Origin of the sequence: Rhodococcus sp. NPDC019647 (assembly GCF_044389235.1) — a bacterium.
Lineage (GTDB): Bacteria > Actinomycetota > Actinomycetes > Mycobacteriales > Mycobacteriaceae > Rhodococcus_F > Rhodococcus_F oxybenzonivorans.
On sequence record NZ_JBIRXS010000004.1, the window covers coordinates 412,312 to 431,492 of the forward strand.

Sequence of the window (19,181 nt, forward strand, 5' to 3'; positions counted from 1 at the left end):
CGTCACCGGCACGCCCCACGATGGAGGGGCGATCCGCCCGGCGCGTGTGACGGCGCCCGAGGCGCCACCTCAGAAAGGACGGCCAATGGGAGACTTCCTCGCTCTCGGCATGACCCACTACCCGCTGTTGGCGGGAACTGACGAGCACATGGCAGGTCTGCTGCGATGGACCCTCACCGACCCGGACATCCCGGGCGAGGAGAAAGATCCCGCCCACTGGCCGGACCGCATGCGTCGCGAATGGTCCGACGACGGTGGAACCGCTGCCGCAGCGGCACATCGCGCGGAGTTGGTGGCAAATCTGGCCCGGGTGCGTGAAGCCGTCGACGAGTTCGCCCCCGATGTCGTCGTGGTGTGGGGCGACGACCAGTACGAGAATTTCCGCGAGGAGGTAGTGCCACCGTTCTGCGTGCTCGCCTACGGTGACCTCGAGGTACCCGCCTTCGAGGTCATGAACGAAAGAGGGAGTCCGAACTTCTGGGGGAAGCCGGACGATTTCCAGATCGTCATGCACGGTGACGCCTCGGGAGCCAGGCAACTCACCGACGGTCTGATCGAGCGTGGGTTCGACATGGCCTACTCGTACAAAAAGCGCGCCGGCGCACACTTTCCGCACGCAATCCTCAACACACAATTGTTCCTCGACTATGCCAATGCAGGCGCCGAGATGTCCTATCCGTTCATTCCGATGACCGTCAATTGCTATGGGCAGCACGCCATCGCGCGTAAAGGTGGGTTGGCTAGATTCGCCGAGATCGAATCGGAGGTCCTCGACCCCTCTGGACCGACGCCTGCTCGGTGTTTCCAGGTCGGTCGGGCGGTAGCGCAACATTTCCGCGACCACGACCTCAGGGTGGCGTTCGTCGCCTCCTCTAGCTGGTCGCATGCGTTCCTGGCCGACAAGTTGTGGCATCTGCGCCCCGATACCGAAGCCGACCTACGCATATACAAAGCGCTACTAGAAGACGACTTCGCGCTGATGCGCGAGTACACGAGCACAGAAGTCGTCGATGCCGGACAGCACGAGATCCTCAACTGGTTCTGCATGCTCGGTGCGGTCGAGGAACTCGGGTTGCGCCGGGAGTGGTCCGACCTCGTCGTGACCGACGTGTTCAACTCCAACAAGGCATTCGCCGTGTACTCGTAGCATCTCGGCGCAGTCGGTGAGGAGGCGACGGAATACCCTTGGGACGCGCAGGTATTCTTCGCTCCCGAAGGTGAGGACCTCAGCTGGAGTCTATCGGTCATACCATTGGACTGCTATAACGCTTCGGGTTACACTGGAACAGTGATGGCGATCACAGTGTGCACAAACGGCCGGAGGTGTAGCAGAAGGTGAGCTGGACGACGACGTCAATGGACCCCGATCAGGCAGATCTCACGCGGCAAGCGGTTGACTGTATCGGCATTGCCGGCAAGCTGCTGGCCGACCATGACGGCCACTCCGACTTCGGCGCTTCCACACTCTCGGAGTCGCTTGCAGCGGCACGAGGTCGCCTTGCCGAAGCGCTCACCGAGGGGCAGCTCGCCGAGACCGATATCGGAGACGCATGCCGGGTCCTCGTCGACATCGAATGTGTTCAGGAGCAGCTCGCCAGGACCACAGCGATTCGCCGGATCGCGGAGTTGGGCGAGGTGCACGACGCTGCAGTGACGCTTCGGGGACTCCCCCCGCAACAGGTCATCGAGGCGGCACCGGAGGTGGTGTGCACACAACTGCCTTTCGCCCGCTCGATGATTTCAGCGGTGTCCGGTTCTCTGTGGCAGCCCCGCCGCCTCTATCTCCAGCCCGACCTCGACGGCTCACCTCTCGACTTCTCCGACTACGTTGACGCCTCAGTGTGGTCCCTGGCTGATGCGCCTCTGGAAACCGAGCTGGTCCGACGCCGAGTTCCCGCGCTGGTCGCCGCCGCGGCTGCTGACGGCCGCACGCACAAGGAGATCATCAGCCGATCTCGGACGTCCTCGTACGTCGCGGCGCCCGTCATGTCCGCGGGGAAGGTCATCGGACTGCTCCACGCCGATCGGCCGGGGTCGGAAGGTGGTCTCGATCCGGACGACCGAGATCGGTTGGACGCCTTCACAACGATTTTGGCCATCGTGTACGAGCAAGCGGTGCTCAAGCACCGGATCCAACTGCAGCGCGCCCGAGTGGAAGAGTCGTTCGACGCAACCCAGACAATGCTGGACCGGATCTCGAAGGCGGATGCGATTCTCTCGCACCAGGCCGCGGCAACGGCCGACAGTTCCACCGATGACCCGGGAGAGAACCGGGTGCTCGAAATCAACAGCGTGCTGACCGTCCGGGAGCGTGAGATTCTGTCCCACCTTGCCACCGGGGCCACCAACAGTCAGATCGCGCAGGCACTGGTCATCTCCGAGGGCACCGTGAAATCGCATGTGAAAACCGTGCTGAAGAAGCTGCACGCGCCGACGCGCGCCGCGGCGACCGCCCTCTACTCGAGTCAGACCCGACGAGCGCGATGACAGGGAAGGCGGAGGAGCAAGCTACCGTGCGGTCGACGACCGACCGTGAGTTGTCCCATGCAGTCGTCGTTCTCCTCGACCGGCTGCGCGAGGACTACGGCGTCGGTCCCGGATCCCACGAGATTCGTGTTGTCTCGCTCGGCACCCAGATGGCGCTCCTCGACGAGGCCACAGAATCTGCACTTGCGAAGTTCCCCGAACTAGGCTCCCAGCAGCAACGAGCGCTCGGTCGACTCATCGTCGACCTGCAGAACACGCGCATGCGGATTCGCACGGTGCGCGGAGGTCCGGGTCACGTTGTGCAACCCGCAGAGTTTGCCAGCGCGATCCGGCGGTTACGCGGCTCGGAGTCCGTCGCCGGCCTTCGCAAGCGCATTTGCTCGGAGGCCGCGACTGCAGCGCAACTCGACCGAATACTTTTGTCCGAGGTACACAACGGTACGTGGACGGCCCTCGAGCTCAACAGCTCGATGAGGTCGGACGAGGTCCTGAGTTCCTCGGCGTTACCCCTCGGCTTCGAATCGGCCGAGAGCAGGGCGTGCGAGACCCGATCGGCGGTACTCGCCGGGCCGAACGGCGATGTTCGGCCGAGTGACGAGATCGTGCGGATGCTCGCTGCCGACTCCTATGTAGTTGCCCCGATCACGGTGTCGACCGGGGTCATTGGTCTCGTGCACGGCAGTCGATCGTCCGGGGACCCGGTGAACGTTGTGGTCCGGGACTTGCTCGGGGCATATGCCCGCGGTTTCGGAACGCTGTTCGAACGGGCGATGCTCGCCGACCGCCTCGGTGAACAGAAGAATGTGATTGTCCAACGCCTGCAACAGGAAGCTCGCGAAGCTGAGCTTCTCGAACACGCGGATGTCAGTTTCCTCGACGAAACCTCGGTTCATCAGGCTTCGGCGTTGCCGGGTACGTCCCACAACGATCTGAATCCCGCTGCGCTGGAGTCGCTGACAACGCGTGAGCGTGAAGTGTTCGCGTTGCTTGCCCGGGGCGCATCGAACGCCGAGATAGCGAACGAGCTGGTCATCAGCATCTTCACGGTGAAGACGCACGTCAAGAAGATTCTGCGCAAGCTGGGTGCCATGAACCGGTCCGAGGCGATCTACCGCTATCTCGCGATGACGGGTCAACGGTAAACACACCGCCCCCTTTGCCTCGGCAATGGGGGCGGTGCTGTGGCTTCGGCTGGACCTATGCGTCGGCGACCTGTTCTGCCGCTTGCTTCCGGAGAATGAACTTCTGGATTTTCCCGGTCGCGGTGGTGGGGAGTTGATCGACGACCACCAGCTTCTCGGGAATCTTCTGCATCATGGCTTTCCGCTCGATTCGGAGGAAATCGGCCACTTCCTGCAGAGTCGGCGCGGGTCCGTTGACGACGATGAAGGCGCACACCTTCTCGCCGAGACGGGCGTCGGGCATCGACACAGCTGCTGCCGCGATGATCTGTGGATGCGCCAAGAGGTGTTCCTCCACCTCCCGTGCCGAAATGTTCATGCCCCCGCGGATGATCAAGTCCTTGATCCGTCCCGTGACCCGGAGGTAGCCGGCCTCGTCGACGCGGCCGAGGTCACCCGATGCGAGGAACCCGCGGTCGTCGACCGATGCGGCCGTGCGTTCGGGGTCACGCCAGTATCCGAGGAAGATGCCCGGTCCCCCGTAGAAGATCTGGCCTTCATCGCCCGCGGGAACCACAGCACCCTCTTCGTCGCGGATTTCGAGAGCGACACCATCGAAGGCCCGCCCGTCGGAGGAAAGCACCTTTTCGACGGGATCGTCGACACGTACAGCCGTCACCAGGAGGCCTTCGCTGCTGCCGTACACCGGGAGGAGCGTGCAGTCGGGAAGCGCCTTCTTCCATTCCCGCAGAAGAGTTTCCGGTATCGGTGCGCCGGCACTGACCCAGAGTCGCATCGAGCTGACATCGTGGTCGGCACCGGCCTCGATGGCCCCGAGAGCCATTTGGAGGAACGGTGTCGCAGCCATACTCACGGTCGTCTTGAATTTTGCGATACGCCGGAGGCCCTCGCCCGGCTCCCACACGTCGAGAAGGTGGATCCCACTTCCGAGAATCAATGGTGTGGTCACACCCACGGCGAGCCCGGTCGCATGTGTCACGGGGGAGGGCATGAAGATGATGTCGTCAGGGCTCAGTCCCATCACCTGCCCACCCAACCCGTAGACGGTGAAGGAGAGCGTGTTGAAAGTGTGCTGGCACCCCTTCGGTCGCGACTCGGTTCCTGAGGTGTAGATGATGGCCTGGGCCGCATCGGCAGACGGCGGCGGCCCGAGTTCGTCGTCACCGGGGACGTGGTCGCCGGCGGTCAAGGAATCGAACGCGATTTCGTTGGCCCCCGCCGTCCCGCGCACGACGACCACGTGCTCGAGTCCAGGCACCTCGGGACGGACCTCGGCCAGCATGTCTGTGTACCGGAAGTTTCGGAATTCCTCTGTGACGAAAGAGATTTTCGCACCGGAGTGTTCCAGTACGTAGCGGACCTCGTCGTGCCGGTAGACCGGCATCGTGGGTACGAGTACGGCGCCGATCCTGGCGAGCGCCACATAGATGACGACGAATTCGTTCCAGTTCGGCAGTTGGACTTGCACTCGGTCCCCGCGCGTGACGCCCAGCTTCTTCAGTGAGGAAGCGAGGCGGTACGCCTGGGCCCGCAACTCGCCCCGGGTGAGTGATCCGTAGCCGTCGGTGACGGCAACGAAGTCCGGGTCGATCGTCGCCCAGCGATCCACATGCTGGGCCAGGCTCTCGTCGCGCCAGTATCCGTTCGAACGGAACGCCTCGAGGGTGCTCGCACTGTAGCGGTCCTCGGGGAGGATGGCTCCCGCGTGTTCCATGACATCCATGTGCGGATCCTTGCTTTCAGGTGCCTTTCCTCGACAGGAGGAGGACAGAGGGTTTGGTCAAACCATATTACCGTCAGGGAAGGCGGTAAGGTGAGGAATTCGAACGCCTTCTCATCCTTCCGAGTGAGGAAATTGCCCCGGGGGGATGAGTGATGTTCGGAGGCGTGGATGCGGCGGGGCGCACCCACGCCCTCGCTGTTACAGGTAGATCGACTTCGGCACGAGGTAGGCGGAGAGCGCTTCCGGACCGAGTTCGCGTCCGAGACCACTGGCCTTGACACCACCGAAAGGTGCCGTCGGGTCGGGAAGGTAACCGTTGATACCGACGGTTCCCGTCTGAATGCGACGGGCGACTGCGACACCGTGGTCGTGATCAGCGGTGAAAACGGTGCCCCCGAGTCCGAAGTCGCTGTCGTTCGCAATGCGGACCGCGTCCTCGTCGTCGCGGTACGAAATGATCGACAGCACAGGGCCGAAAATCTCCTCCTGGGCGATGGTGTAGTTGTTGTCGACATCCGCGAAGATGGTCGGTTCGACGAACCATCCCTTGTCGAGGTCCGCGGGGCGTCCACCACCGACCGTGATGCGGGCGCCGTCGCCCTTGCCCTTCGCGATGTAGGACTCCACCCGCTCGCGCTGCCGGGCGCTCGCCATCGGTCCGATCATCGTGGACGGGTCGAGAGAACTTCCGACGGTCAGCGACCCTGCCAGAGCGCTGAAGGTGTCGACCACTTCCTGGTAACGCGACTGCGGCGCCAGGATCCGGGTGCCGAGGTAGCAGACCTGTCCGTTGTTCAACATGGTTGCGCCGAAGAGTTGTTCACCGACGGTGCCAAGGTCGAGATTCGCGTCGTCGAGGATGATAGCCGCCGACTTTCCGCCAAGTTCCAGCGTGACGGGTCGCAGCAGTCGGCCGCAGGTCTCGGCGATGTTGCGGCCGGCAGCCGACGACCCGGTGAACGCCACCTTGTCGATGCCGGGATGCGATACCAGATACGCGCCAAGCTCGCGGCCACCAGGCACGATATTGATGACACCCGCGGGCAGGTCCGCCTCCTCGATCGCCTCCGCGAGAACGTAGCTGTCGAGGACCGTCTCGGGAGACGGTTTGAGGACGATCGTGCACCCGGCAGCCAGAGCCGGCGCGTACTTGAACGCGGCGAGTGCCTGGGGGAAGTTCCACGGGACGATCGCGCCGACGACGCCGATCGGGGTCTTGGTCACGAGAGTCGATCCGCCGAGTAGACCCGGCCGAGTCTCCTCGAAGCCGTCGTTCTGGATCAGGCCGGCATAGTAGCGGAGAAGGATCTGTGGAAAGACTGCCTCGAGCTTTTCCGCGACGGCGACGGGCATGCCATTCTGGGAGCTCACCGCCTGGACCATCTCGGGTGCGCGCTTGTCGAGCGCATCTGCAAGGCGTCCCAGTGCCTGCGCTCGCCGTGAAGGCTCCCACTGTGACCACCCGGTCGGATCGTCGAATGCCCGGCGGGCCGCGTCGACGGCCGCATCCATGTCGGCTTCGGCCCCGTCAGGGGCGTGACCCACCACTTGTTCGTCGTTGGGTGATATCAGCGTGATCACGCCACTCGAGGTGGGCGCATGCCATTCGCCTCCAATGAAGAAGGCGTTGTTATTTGTAGTCATGTCGGGTTCCTCTCTTCGATTTCTGTTGTGGTGCTTGTCTTCTGCATTCAAAGTTCGGCTAATGGCTCAAACGGATTCGAGCGGTTCGTCGTAGAACGGGAACTCCTCGGTGTCGTCGTAGGAACCGAAGCCTTCGTCGAGGCTTTCCTGAATGGCGATCTGTGCGCTTTCCGGGAGGGTGTGCATGATGGCGCGGACGCGTTCCTGCCGGCGGGCCACGGCCTGCCGGAAGGGCATCCCGGGGGTGGCCTTCATCTGCGGGACGATGCCCTCGACGTCGTCGACGCCACCGGCATGGTGTCCGGCGTCGACCATCGCCTGCTCCTGCGCCATCTGCGCCTCGTCCTTCTCCTCCGACATCCCGATCGGACCGATCATCGTGCCGTTCAGGAACTGCTTGACCACCGGCTCCTCACTGGTGAGCAGCACCTCCCGCGGCCCGAACATCACCAAATGCCGGCGGAACAGCATGCCGATGTTGTCCGGCACCGTCCGCGCGAGGTTGATGTTGTGCGAGACGATCAGAATCGTCGCGTCGATCTCGGCGTTGATGTCGATCAACGTCTGCGAAATATAGGTGGTACGCACCGGATCCAGACCCGAGTCCGGCTCGTCCACCAGAATGATCTGCGGGTCGAGCACCAGGGCGCGGGCCAGGCCCGCACGCTTGCGCATACCACCGGAAATCTCACCGGGCAGCTTCTCCTCGGCCCCGAGCAGGCCGACGAGTTCCATCTTCTCCATCACGATCTTGCGGACGTCGGATTCGGACTTCTTGGTGTGCTCCCGCAGCGGGAACGCCACGTTGTCGAACAGGTTCATCGAGCCGAACAGGGCGCCGTCCTGAAAGAGCACACCGAACAGCTTCCGGATCTCGTAGAGCTCCTTGGACGAGCACTCGAGAATGTTGGTGCCGTCGATCACGATCGAGCCCTGCTCCGGGCGGAGCAGACCGATCAACGACTTCAAGAACACCGACTTACCCGTACCCGACGGGCCCAGCAGCGCACTGACCTCACCGGCGGGAAGGGTCAACGTGACGTCCTGCCAGATCCTCTGCGAGCCGAACGACTTGGTCAGCCCCTCGACGGATACCTCGACACCCACGACTGCCTCCTAGGTTTACGTAAACTTCGACTTGTCATGCTGTTTCGGGAAAGCTGTCAGACCGGGGTCATTTCCGTCATGACCCAGTGACCCTCCTGCCCGGTCATGCCTACCCGGACTCGACTTCCGTCCAGCTTCGGTGCGGCGCTGTCGGTGCTGGTGGTCGACTGGTTGACGAAGAACAGCAGCGTGACCGCGTCTTCGGAGGCGGAGACAACGGAGGATTCGACGACAGTTGCGGACGTGACGACGTGGCGCTCTTTCGCCGAGGGAATGATGACTTCTTTTCCAACGCTGTCGAACTGGCCGCGTAGATCTCCACCGAGTTGGGGAAGTATGTCGGCGAAGTGCGCCTCGATGGTGTTGAAGTCGTAAGACAACACGTCGGTGACCAGGTGGGTGGCGCGCTCGTGCGCCTGGGTTTCTGCGGTGTTCACCTGGCGGTGATCGCGTACTTGGAGAGTGAGGGCGACCGCGACTGCGACGAGTGCGCCGGCGAGGAGCATGGCGACGTAGCCGGTGGCCCGGCGACGCCCGAAGGACCACGTTGCGACTGCCTTGGGTATCCGGGCGAGTGTGTTTCTCATGCTACGAACTCCACATCTGAGACGAGCCAGCGTCCGTCCACGGAATCGAGAGAGACCTTCATGCGGTAGACGCGCATCTCACCGTCGGGTGCCTCGGTGTTCTTCACCGTGGAGGTGACGGCGGCGAGGACCACCGCGTGGTTGTCGTCGGCCTCGACGAGTCCGGCTTCCTTCACTTCGCCCGTCGATTCCACCTGGCCTTGGTTCAACACGTCACCGAAACTTCCCGATGCGCTGGTGAACTGGTCTCGGAACGGCCCCGTAGTGCCGTCCGCGACCCGTTGAATGTCTTCGTCGACGCTCTGGTGCCGCAGTGTCACGAGATTGACGACCACCTGCCGAGCCGTGTCGAGTACCTGCCGGTCTCGTGACTGTGCGGCCTGTTCGGAGCGCAGGTTCGTCCACGAGACGCCGCCGACGACCAGGGCGGCGATCGCGATTACCAGGGTTGCGGCCACGCCGATGAGGAATCCGCGCGTCGGTACCGGCTCCCCGAGGTCGTGTGTCGTCGCCAGGACGTCGTCCTCGGCTTGTTCGACACCGGGTAGGTCGAGTTGCGGCTCGACCTCTACCGGAGCAGAAGTGCCTGCCATGTCGATTCCTCCTTCGAGTGTGGTGCAGAAGCGTTGGCGAGCGAGTAGAGCTCGCCGTTCGGTGCCCGGAAGTTCCCGGTCACCGGGTCGTAGGGGACGCTGAGGGTGCCGACTCCGCTGCTGAAGTCGTGTCCGTTCGGCCAGGAGGCCGGTGTGACGGTTCCGGGTTCGGTGGCGTCGGGCATAGGTGGGGTGGAGATCGGTGCGGGGCTCGGTGGGAGCGAACCCGTGGGCGGCGGCGAATACGGTTGACCAGGTCGGGCCAACATTTGCGGCCAGGTAGACGGCAGACCCCCGGGGCAATTCGCGATTTCCGCGGTTCGTACCGCGGGATTGGTCGCGCAGGGGATGTTGCGCGCCCCTCGGGCGACGCGGGGGTCGGCCGGCGGCAGTTTGCAGTAGGAATTTTCCGGTGCCGGGGCGGTGCTGACATCGCTGGGGTCGCGGCGTTGCGTTTCCTGGTAGCCCTCGGTGCAGGGGAGCGGGTTCGCGGAGTTGCCGAGTTTGACGTCGAGGGCGCCCTGACCGTATACCCGATCTTCGCCCTGAACTCCGCGGTGCATGTAGTTGATCGAGGCGGACACCGCCGGGTAGATCACCAGGATCTGCTCAATCCCGGGGATGTTCACTCGGGCGACCTCGCCGACCGTCTGCAGGTTCGCCAGCAGCAGCGGAACGGTCGGGCGTACGTCGTCGAGTGTGCCGCTGACGGTGTCGAAGAACTGTGATCCGTGGTCGAGGACGCCGCGGACCTGGGCGTCGCTCATCACCAACTGCTCGGAGAACGAGGACAGATCGCGGGAGAAGCTCGCGATGTCGGCGCGTGAGTCGACACCTGCGTCGAGGACGGGTTCGGCGTCATCGAGGAGGGTGGTCGTAGTACCGATCTTCGCCTGCGCGAGTTCGATCAGGGGACGCGAGGAGTCGATGAGCCGCGACAGAGCTGGCCCCGTCCCGTTCAAGGCGGTGTAGGCCTCGTCGACGGTGACTCGGAGATCGTCCTTGGGCAGCTCGGAGAGGAGCACGTTCACTTTGTCGACGACCTCGGAGGCGGGCACCGGGATTTCGGTGTTCTCTTTCGAAATCACATCACCCTCGGCGAGGAAGGGGCCTTCGGACGACGCTGGGATCATGTCCAGGTACTGCTCGCCGATGGCGGAGACACTGCGGACGAAAGCCTGGCTGTTTCGGGGAATCGCGAAGACCGAATCCAGTTGCAATTCTGCTGACGCCCGATCGGGTGTCACGTCGATCGACTTCACGACGCCGACGTCGACGCCGCGATACGTCACCAGCGAGTTGACGTACAGCCCTCCAGCGCGGTCGAATTCGGCCGTTACCGTGTACATGCCGATTCCGGTGACCCTCTTGAATCCGAGGTAATTGATTGCGGCGTTGCCGACGGCGAGAACCGCCACGACCGTGAATACGATGAGTTGGAAGCGAACGAGGTTTGTTCTCATCAGCGCGGTGCTCCGTTCTGCGGTGCGGACGCTGCGAGTCCGTCGGATGTTGTTGCACCGGCGGGTGCCAACAGAGGATTCACCGCTTGACGGGCCGGGCTCAGTCCCGCCAACTCGTCGAGGGGAATGCTGCCGAGAACCTTGCCGCCGACCGTCTCGGCGCTCACGTCGAGGGTGAGGAAGAGATTCATGTAGTCGCCCCTGACAGCGCGCTGAGTGGTGGTCACCGGGAAGGGGATGGTTCCGGCGATCTTGAGCGCTTCCGGGAGGTGGTCGCCGGCCGCAGCAAGCTGCGACAACACCGGCTGGAGCGACCGCAGATTCGCGTCGAGGTCCTCGCGGCTACTCTCGAGCACGTCGGTGGCAACCTCACCGAACCGTCCCACATCGTTCAGCATCGTCGTGAGTTGCTTCTGCTGTTCGTCGAGTACCTGCAATGCCGGCTGAATCGAGGTGATTCCCCGATCGATCGTCTGATTTTGACTGGCGAGTTCCGCACCGAGGCGATCCAGGCCGTCGATCGCCCGGACGATGTCGTCGCGCTGTTGGTCGACACCGCCGACGAACTCTTCGAGGTTGCCGAACAGGCTGCGCAGCGATTCCTCGCGACCACCCAAGACACGGTTGAGCTCTGAGGTCACGGTGCGAATCTGTTGCAATCCGCTTCCGTTGAGCACCAGCGCGAGTGCCGAGAGCACCTCCTCTGTCGACGGATACTGGCTTGTCCGCGCGAGGGGAATCACGGCACCGTCGGCGAGTCTGCCGACCGCGTCGGTACCGGGCGGGACGACGAGCTCGAGGTACTGGGATCCGAGCACACTGGTTTGTGCGAGCTTGGCGCTGACGTTCGCGGGGATCTCGGCGTCCGGGTCGAGCTCGAGGGTCAGCTTGGCGCCCCAGTTGTCACCCGTGATGTGACTGATATTCCCCACGATGACATTTCCGGCCTTTACCGGCGAGTTGCCGACGAGGTTCTGGATGTCGGCCAGCTCGACCGTCACTTCGTGCCCGCTACCACCGACCGCATTGCCGGGCAGACCGATCGAATTGATCCCGTCGAATCGGCACCCGGCTGCAGCGGCCACGACACCAACGAGCATGGTCGCCGTGAGCGCCGATCTCCGTAGCGAGTTGGTCATCGTGGTCCCTCCGGAAGGATGAGATTCTGCAGACTTCGGGTGATAGAGGCGACAGGGTCATTCGGCGCCGTAGCACCCGAGGCGGCTCCCGCCGGCGGCGGGAGGATGGCCGGTGCCGGCACTGCCTGTCGCGCTGCGGCGTTAGCCAACGGTGCTGCGAAAGCACCTGCAGCCGAGTTGCATTCGTCACCCGGGGCATCGACCGTGGTCAACAGTGCGCAGATGAGCGAGCGTGGGTCCGGCATCTCGGGCACAGCGAGTGCGCCCGTCAACGAATTGGCATCGGGATCGTAGATGTTGTAGAAGTCTGACAGTGCCGTCGGGCCGGAGTGGAGGATCGACATGAGGGTGTCCTGACGGTCCACGAGCAGCCGCGTGATCTCGTTCAGCTGCCCGACGTTGTCGACCAGCGCGCCGCGGTTTTCCTCGATGAACTTCGTGACCTCCTGGAATGTGGTCAGCATGCTGCTCAGCACCGCGTCGAGCTCGGTTCGGTTGGCGTTGAGCAGGCCAGACACGTTCGCGAGTTCGCCACTGAACGCTCGGATCTGCTGGTCGCTCGCGGCCAGCGCGGTGGTGAACTTCTGCAGGTTGTCGACCGTGCCGAACAGGTCCTCGCCGCTCGCGTTCAAGGTGGTGGCGGCGTCCGAAAGCTGAGTCAGCGACTCGTGAAGGGCAGTACCTGTCCCGTCCAATGTGCGGGCGGTGCTGCTCACAAAACGATTGAGTGAACCGTCCGGGTTCTCCGGCGTGCGGCCGGCGTCTTCGGCGAGCTTGACCACCTGCTTCTTGATCTCGTCGAACTCGACAGGGACGGCGGTCCGGTCGAGGGGAATCTCGTCACCGTCGGACAGGGTCGGTCCACCCGAGTACGCCGGCGCGAGCTGGATGTAGCGGCCGGTCACCAGAGTCGGGGCGATGATCGCGGCCTTGGCGTCGGCGGGGACGTCGTACTCGTTGGCGTAGTCGAATTCCACCCGCACCCGATCGCCGTCCGGCTCGATTTTCGTGATGCGGCCGACCTCGACACCGAGAATCATCACGCGGTCTCCGACATACATGCCGGTGGTGTTCCGAAAGTAGGCCGTGACGTGGTTGACGGAATGATCTTCGATCCAGGCGGCGGTGAGGAATCCGACCAGGGCGACTGCTACCAGTACGGCGAGCAGCCTCGCAGGCAGCGCCCGTGCCATTTCCCGTATCGATGTCATCAACGCGGCCCTCCGAAACTTCCCGGAAGCTGCCCGGAAAGGTTGGCGGGAACGATGTTGTGGAGCAGCACCCCGAAGAACGGACCACTGCCCACCGCTTCTCCCACCTGCTTCGCGAACCGTTCGAGGCCGGTCAACGATGCGTTGATGTTGTCGTAATTGTTGTTCAATGTCGCCACCAAAGTCTTCAACTGATCGAGAGTGGGTCCGAGTGTTGCTGCGTTGTCACGGGAAAGTCCGGTGAGTGCATCGGCTACCTGCCGTGACTGCACGAGCACGCGATGGATGGTGTCCGCCCGGCTGTTCAGCGCCGCGAAGAGCGACTGCCCCTGCCCCATGAGTGCGGCGACCTGGACGTCTCGGTCGGCGAGGATTCGGGACACGTCGGCCGCACCCGAGAGCAACTGACGCAGTTCCTCGTCGCGGCTCGCCACCGTGGCGGACAGACGGGACAGGCCGTCGAGGGAGGAACGCAGGTCCGGCGGTAGCTCGTCCTCGACCGAGGCGACCTGTTCGAGTGCACCGGACAGGTTGACGGTGTCGGTCTCCGAGACCTTGTCGGTGACTTCCTCGAGTGCCCGGGTGACGTCGTATCCGGAGCTGGTGTGCGTCAGCGGAATGGTCGCGTCGTCGGCGAGCTCACCGTGACGTCCCGGCGTGATTTCCACGTAGCGCCGGCCGAGAGCAGTTTCGACCTTGATCGCCGCCCGCGTGTCCTCACCGAGCCTGACTGCACCGCTGTCGACGTCGAACTCCACGGCAACTTTTCCATCGGTAATCGAAAGTTCCTTGACTTCCCCGACTTTCACACCGGCAATCTGGGTGGTGTCACCGACTGCGAGGCCGCTGGCATCGGCGAACTCGGCATGGTAGGTCGTGGCGCTGTTGATCCCGGGAATGGAGTTGAAGTTGAGCGCAAGAAACAGGACTCCGATCAGGATCGCCGTTCCCATGATGCCCATGCGGAATGAATCGCGCTCGAGAAATGACTTCTGAGCCATCACTTACACCTTTCTGCGGGGGCCTTGAACATCGGTGTGAATCCACCGGGCCCGGGCGCGTACTTGATAGCGAGGCCACACAAGAAGAAGTTCACGAAGCTTCCGTAACTTGCGACGCGGCCGATCAGACGGTAGTTCTCGGGCAGAGTCGACAGCACCATGTCGAGAGTGTCGGTATTCGCATTGAGGTTGCTCGCGAGATCGCCCAGTGCAACGACGTCCTGCGCGATCGCCGGCCGATTCTCGTCGAGAACTCCGGCGAGACTGTCTGTGACACGGTCGATGTTCACCAGGGAGTTGGTGATCATGTCACGATCGCCGTCGAGGCCTGCGACCAGCCGTTGAAGTTGGTCGATCAGTGCGGAGAACTGGTCACCGCGGTTGTTCACGGTCCCGACGACCGTGTTGAAGTTGCTCACCACTTGACCGATTGCCTGATCCCGGTCCGCCAATGTGTTGCTCAGGCTTCCGATCTGACTTACCAGACGCCCGATGCTTGCCTCCTGGCCGTTGAGTACCTCGATCAGTGAGGCTGACAGTTGATTGGTCTGGTCCGGGTCGAGGCCCTGCAGGAGAGGACGGAAGCCGTTGACCACCTGATCGAGGTCGAGCGCCGGCGTGGTCTGCTCGAGTGGGATCGGGCCGTCGAGTGTTCCTATTGCGCCGGGCCCGTTCGAGAGCTCTACGTAGCGGTCACCGATCAGGTTCTTGTACTTGATTCGCGCAGTGGTCCCCGCCGTCAGCGGGCGTTCGGTGGAGAGTGAGAAGGACACCACCGCGGTGCCGTCTGCGGCCAACTCCACCCCCTCGACCTTGCCCATCGGCACACCGCCGACTTTGACGTCTTCGCCGTTGCCCAGTCCGGACGCATTCGAGAAGACGGCCTGATAGGTGTGGGTGCTGCCGAAGCGCATGTTTCCCACCACCGTTGCCACAGCGAATCCCGTCAACGAGGTGACGAGGACGAAGATCAGCAACTTGATTCCTGGTGCCTTCGTCATCAGCGTGCACCTCCGAACATGAACTGTGCAAATGGGTTACCGATCAGATCCTCGATACCGCGTGCAGGCGCGTAGGCATGGCTTCCGTCATCGAAGTCGGTATGCCCGGGTGCCTGCGCAGGGTCGTAACACCGCGGTGCGCCGTCCGCCCCGTTTTTCGGTGCGTCCTCGGGATAGGTGTACGGGGGATCACCCATCAGCAGCGTGCCGAGAATATTCAGTCCGGCCTGATCACTACCACCGACGGTGCGTTCGAGATACCTGTTGGTCTGATCCATGCTGGCCAGGAAGCACGGGTACATCGGCGCGTGCTGGGCGAGCAGTGCCGTCGTCGGCTCCAGCGCATCGAGCGATTTCTCGAGCGGTTCACCCGACGCATCGAAGAAGCTTCGTCCACTGTTGCCGAAACCGCTGAAACTGAGCAGGAAGGCGCTCAACTGCTGTTCCCGTTCGGTCACCGTGTCACCTGTGGTGCTCGCGTGGTCGACGGTCCGCAGGAGTTCCGGAGCAGCGTCGGCGAGGATGTCGGCGACTTCTGCGCCCTTGACCAGGTCGCGCTGCAACGTGGGGATGCTGCCGTTGAACTCGGACAGGTAGGTGTCGAGCTCGACCATCAGATCGCCGAGTTGGTCGCCGCGGCCCTGCAACGAGGTGGACAGCGCATTCAACGTCCCATTGATCTTCTGCGGTTCCACGGTGCGCAGTACCGTCACCAGCGAGTCGAGGAGGTCGTTCACCTCGGTGGCCACACCGGTACTTCGAACCACAGAGCCCGCCGAAATGACGTTTCTGGAGGGATGTTCCGGCTGCACGAGGGTGACGAACTTACGCCCGAACAACGTAGTTGGATCAATCACAGCCGTGATGTTCTCCGGTATCGCCGACGTCCGGCTCCCATCGATGTCCATGGTGATTTCTGCCTGGTCGTCCACCCACTGCACCTTCGACACTCGGCCGACGACGACGTCTCTCATCTTGATATCGGATCCGGGTTCCAGCATCAGGCCCGACCGTTCCGAGTACAGCGTCACCGGAACGGTCGACGCGAACGATCCGCGGTAGATGCCGACGGACACTGCCGTCGCAGCCGCGATCAGTGCCACCAGGCATACACCCAGGAGCACGTAGACGAGGCGGCTCCGCTCTTCGATGTGGCCACCCATGTCAGCCCGACACTTTCACGGCGCCGGCGGATCCACCGTAGACGGCAATTCCGATGAGGAGGTCGATGACCATGATCGAGATCAAGGAGGTGCGCACGGCACGTCCCACTGCGACACCGACTCCGGCCGGCCCGCCCTTCGCGTTGTAGCCGTGGTAGCAGTGCACGCACATCACCACCACGGACATCGCGAGTACCTTCACCATCGACCAGGCGACGTCGCTGGGGACGAGGAAGACGTTGAAATAATGCTGGTACGTCCCGCTCGCCTCACCGAGGTATTCGGTGACCAGCTGGGTGGCGACGTATCCGACGAACAACGACACGGTGTACAGCGGAATCACCGCGATGACCCCGGCGGTGACCCGGGTGGTCACCAGGTAGGGGAGCGAAGGAATCGACATGGTCTCCATGGCGTCGATCTCTTCGCTCACGCGCATCGCACCGAGTTGCGCGGTGAAACCTGCGCCGACCGTCGCCGTCAGCGCGATGCCGGCGATGACGGGAATCGCCTCGCGGGTATTGAAGAATGCCGAGATGAACCCGGACAGCGCACCGATCCCGATGCGGCCCATCGAGGTAACGCCCTGCTGGCCCACCTCATAGCCGACCGCCGTGGTCAGAAGGGAGATGACGACGAGCGTTCCCCCGATGACCGCGAGGGCGCCGGTGCCCATGCTGACCTCAGCGAGCAGCCTGATCGTTTCCTTCCGGTAACGCCGGAACGTGCGCGGGATAGCGGTAACGGCGTGAGTGTAGAAGTGGAGCTGTCGCCCCAACTCCTCCATGTGGCCAATCGGCGCACCAACCGTGCGGAGCGCGAGCCCGGCAACTTTCGGTCTCGCACCAGTGGCCCGAGTAGCATTCGACACAGAAATCTCCCGTTGATAGCCGTCTTCACGGCTACGTGTTGAGCACTGTCAGTGCAGTGCAAGAGTCGTGATGACCGAGTTGGCGAGGAACAGAAGCAAGAAGCTGAACACGACGGTCTGATTGACCGCGTCTCCCACGCCCTTCGGGCCACCTTTCGCGTTCAGGCCGAGATGGCACGCGACGAGTCCGGCAAGCATGCCGAAGACCGCTGCCTTCACTTCACTCAGCAGGAAGTCGGGCAGTCCTACGAGGATCGAGATGGACGTGACGTACTGCCCTGGTGACGCACCCTGCATGTAGACCGTCGCAAAGTAGCCACCCACCAAGCCGACTGCCGAGACGAGGCCGTTGAGGAACATGGCGATGAGAGTCGACGCCAGCACCCTCGGCACACATAGGCGTTGGATCGGATCGATACCCAGCACCTTCATCGCGTCGATCTCTTCTCGAATCGTCCGCGAACCCAGATCGGCACAAATCGCGGTCGACCCGGCGCCCGCGACCACCAGAACTGTCACCACCGGACCGATTTCACGGATGATGGCAACTCCGGCGCCAGTGCCGCTGAGGTCGACCGCGCCGATCTCCGCGAGCAGGATGTTGATCTGGTAGACGAACATCATGCAGAACGGGATCGCCATCAGCAATGCCGGCATGATCGAGACTCCGGCGATGAACCACGCCTGCTGAACGAACTCGCGCGTGTGGAAAGGCCGCTTGCCTATGCACCGGAACGTCTCCATCGACGTCGCGTAGAACGCGCCGACGGCCGTCGGCGCCACCGAGGCGGCCTTCCTGACGGCGCTCGCCCTCGGGCGGTCTTTCAGATCTGCTGACATCGAGCGGCCTTTCTCACTTTTTCCGGAGCATCCGAGTCGCAAGCGGGGTCGACCATCATTCGTGGACGAGGACGACCTTCACCGCTTCACCTCGATGCTGCACGGCCACAGCTTCATTGATCTGCGAGAACGGCATCGTCGTGATCAGCTTGTCGAAGGGGAACTTGCCCTGACGATGCAGATCGAGAAGGTACGGAATGAACGTGTCGGGGTCGGAATCGCCCTCGACGATCCCGCGGATCGTCAGACCGAACAGCTGGGTGGAGATGAGCCCGATAGCGAGTGTGGCCGCCTGATCCGCCGGCACGCCGATGAGGCCGAGAGAACCCCGCACGCCCAGGGACAGCAGGATTTGGTCGAGCACAGGAGCGATTGCGGTCGTATCGATGGCATAGTCCACACCATCCGGAACGTTGGCCCGGATCTGCTCGGAGAGTGGGCCGTCGGCGGGATCCACGACATGGGTAGCACCCAGGGACAGCGCGAGTTCACGCCGCGACTGATGGGGTTCGACAACGATGATCACACCGGCCTCGCGCACCACCGCAGCGAGTACGGATGCCAGGCCGACCGAGCCGGCGCCGACCACCACCAGCGATGAGCCAGGCGCGACGTCGAGCGAGTTCAGCACCGCACCTGCGCCGGTCTGGATTCCGCAGCCGAGCGGACCGACGAGTTCGAGGGGAGCGTCATCTGCGACCTTGACGACGTTGCGCTCATGAGCAATCGCGTGTGTTGCGAGGGAGGATTGCCCGAAGAAGTTGCTACCGAGCGAGGTGTCACCCGCGGTGAGTGCCGAACTGCCGTCGGGGCGCACACCACCGAAGTTGTACGCCATGAAGTTGTGGCAGTACGCAGGCTCACCCTTCTCGCAATGCTTGCACTGGCCGCAACTGTTGAAGCTGATCGCTACCTTGTCACCCGCAGCAATTTTGGTGACACCCGGACCGGTTCTGACGACCGTGCCACTACCCTCGTGCCCGAAAACGCCCGGGAGGGGGAAAGGAAGGTGTCCTTCCTTGACCGCCAGATCGGTGTGGCACAGGCCGACCCCGGCGATCTCGACAAGAACCTCGTGCTCTGCGGGCTCACTCAGGGACACGGTCTCGATGGCGAAGTCGCCTGCGATTTCATGGACCACGGCGGCGCTGATCTGCATGATTGCTCCTCATTCCAGGTGTTCGCCCGAGGTCGGGCATCACTTACGTA

Annotated in this window: 17 protein-coding genes; 3 read left to right on the forward strand and 14 right to left on the reverse strand. The window is 63.2% G+C overall.

Going from position 1 to position 19,181, the window contains the following annotated elements; translation table 11 throughout:
* Positions 1-85: 85 nt before the first annotated feature.
* The 3 genes from ACH49N_RS12005 to ACH49N_RS12015 all read left to right on the forward strand — a co-directional run bounded on the left by ACH49N_RS12005 (position 86) and on the right by ACH49N_RS12015 (position 3,629).
* A complete protein-coding gene (locus ACH49N_RS12005) occupies positions 86-1,147 on the forward strand; it encodes an extradiol ring-cleavage dioxygenase (protein ID WP_358272203.1) in 1,062 nt (353 codons plus the stop codon).
* Positions 1,148-1,335: 188 nt separating this feature from the next.
* Positions 1,336-2,487, forward strand: coding sequence for a helix-turn-helix transcriptional regulator (locus ACH49N_RS12010; protein WP_358272201.1), 1,152 nt, complete (start codon positions 1,336-1,338; stop codon positions 2,485-2,487).
* Positions 2,488-2,513: 26 nt separating this feature from the next.
* The gene (locus ACH49N_RS12015; RefSeq protein WP_358272199.1) at positions 2,514-3,629 is read left to right on the forward strand and encodes a LuxR C-terminal-related transcriptional regulator; all 1,116 of its coding nucleotides are present in this window, start codon (positions 2,514-2,516) and stop codon (positions 3,627-3,629) included.
* A gap of 55 nt (positions 3,630-3,684) precedes the next feature.
* Here the strand turns inward: ACH49N_RS12015 and ACH49N_RS12020 are convergent, their stop codons facing one another.
* The 14 genes from ACH49N_RS12020 to ACH49N_RS12085 form a co-directional block, all read right to left on the reverse strand.
* The gene (locus tag ACH49N_RS12020) at positions 3,685-5,352 is read right to left on the reverse strand and encodes an AMP-binding protein (protein WP_358272198.1); all 1,668 of its coding nucleotides are present in this window, start codon (positions 5,350-5,352) and stop codon (positions 3,685-3,687) included.
* A 198-nt stretch (positions 5,353-5,550) separates the two neighbouring features.
* On the reverse strand, positions 5,551-6,996 hold the full coding sequence (locus ACH49N_RS12025; RefSeq protein WP_358272196.1) for an aldehyde dehydrogenase: 1,446 nt from the start codon (positions 6,994-6,996) through the stop codon (positions 5,551-5,553).
* 66 nt (positions 6,997-7,062) lie between these two features.
* Positions 7,063-8,103, reverse strand: coding sequence for an ABC transporter ATP-binding protein (locus ACH49N_RS12030; protein ID WP_358272195.1), 1,041 nt, complete (start codon positions 8,101-8,103; stop codon positions 7,063-7,065).
* A 56-nt stretch (positions 8,104-8,159) separates the two neighbouring features.
* A complete protein-coding gene (locus tag ACH49N_RS12035; RefSeq protein ID WP_358272194.1) occupies positions 8,160-8,690 on the reverse strand; it encodes a hypothetical protein in 531 nt (176 codons plus the stop codon).
* A complete protein-coding gene (locus tag ACH49N_RS12040; protein WP_358272193.1) occupies positions 8,687-9,283 on the reverse strand; it encodes a hypothetical protein in 597 nt (198 codons plus the stop codon). Before ACH49N_RS12040 ends, ACH49N_RS12035 begins: the two co-directional genes overlap by 4 nt.
* Positions 9,259-10,746 carry an MCE family protein gene (locus ACH49N_RS12045; protein ID WP_358272191.1) on the reverse strand — a complete coding sequence of 496 codons (1,488 nt, stop codon included), beginning with the start codon at positions 10,744-10,746 and terminating at the stop codon, positions 9,259-9,261. Before ACH49N_RS12045 ends, ACH49N_RS12040 begins: the two co-directional genes overlap by 25 nt.
* A complete protein-coding gene (locus ACH49N_RS12050; RefSeq protein ID WP_358272190.1) occupies positions 10,746-11,885 on the reverse strand; it encodes an MCE family protein in 1,140 nt (379 codons plus the stop codon). Before ACH49N_RS12050 ends, ACH49N_RS12045 begins: the two co-directional genes overlap by 1 nt.
* Positions 11,882-13,096 carry an MCE family protein gene (locus ACH49N_RS12055; RefSeq protein ID WP_358272188.1) on the reverse strand — a complete coding sequence of 405 codons (1,215 nt, stop codon included), beginning with the start codon at positions 13,094-13,096 and terminating at the stop codon, positions 11,882-11,884. The genes ACH49N_RS12050 and ACH49N_RS12055 overlap by 4 nt, the downstream gene beginning before the upstream one ends.
* Positions 13,096-14,097 carry an MCE family protein gene (locus ACH49N_RS12060; RefSeq protein WP_358272187.1) on the reverse strand — a complete coding sequence of 334 codons (1,002 nt, stop codon included), beginning with the start codon at positions 14,095-14,097 and terminating at the stop codon, positions 13,096-13,098. The genes ACH49N_RS12055 and ACH49N_RS12060 overlap by 1 nt, the downstream gene beginning before the upstream one ends.
* The gene (locus tag ACH49N_RS12065; RefSeq protein ID WP_358272186.1) at positions 14,097-15,098 is read right to left on the reverse strand and encodes an MCE family protein; all 1,002 of its coding nucleotides are present in this window, start codon (positions 15,096-15,098) and stop codon (positions 14,097-14,099) included. The genes ACH49N_RS12060 and ACH49N_RS12065 overlap by 1 nt, the downstream gene beginning before the upstream one ends.
* A complete protein-coding gene (locus ACH49N_RS12070) occupies positions 15,098-16,261 on the reverse strand; it encodes an MCE family protein (RefSeq protein WP_358272184.1) in 1,164 nt (387 codons plus the stop codon). Before ACH49N_RS12070 ends, ACH49N_RS12065 begins: the two co-directional genes overlap by 1 nt.
* 1 nt (position 16,262) lies before the next feature.
* Positions 16,263-17,048 carry an ABC transporter permease gene (locus ACH49N_RS12075; protein ID WP_358272182.1) on the reverse strand — a complete coding sequence of 262 codons (786 nt, stop codon included), beginning with the start codon at positions 17,046-17,048 and terminating at the stop codon, positions 16,263-16,265.
* A gap of 132 nt (positions 17,049-17,180) precedes the next feature.
* Complete coding sequence (locus tag ACH49N_RS12080) at positions 17,181-17,972, reverse strand: ABC transporter permease (protein ID WP_358272180.1); 792 nt, start codon at positions 17,970-17,972, stop codon at positions 17,181-17,183.
* A gap of 55 nt (positions 17,973-18,027) precedes the next feature.
* Complete coding sequence (locus ACH49N_RS12085; protein ID WP_358272178.1) at positions 18,028-19,131, reverse strand: NAD(P)-dependent alcohol dehydrogenase; 1,104 nt, start codon at positions 19,129-19,131, stop codon at positions 18,028-18,030.
* Positions 19,132-19,181: the final 50 nt, after the last annotated feature.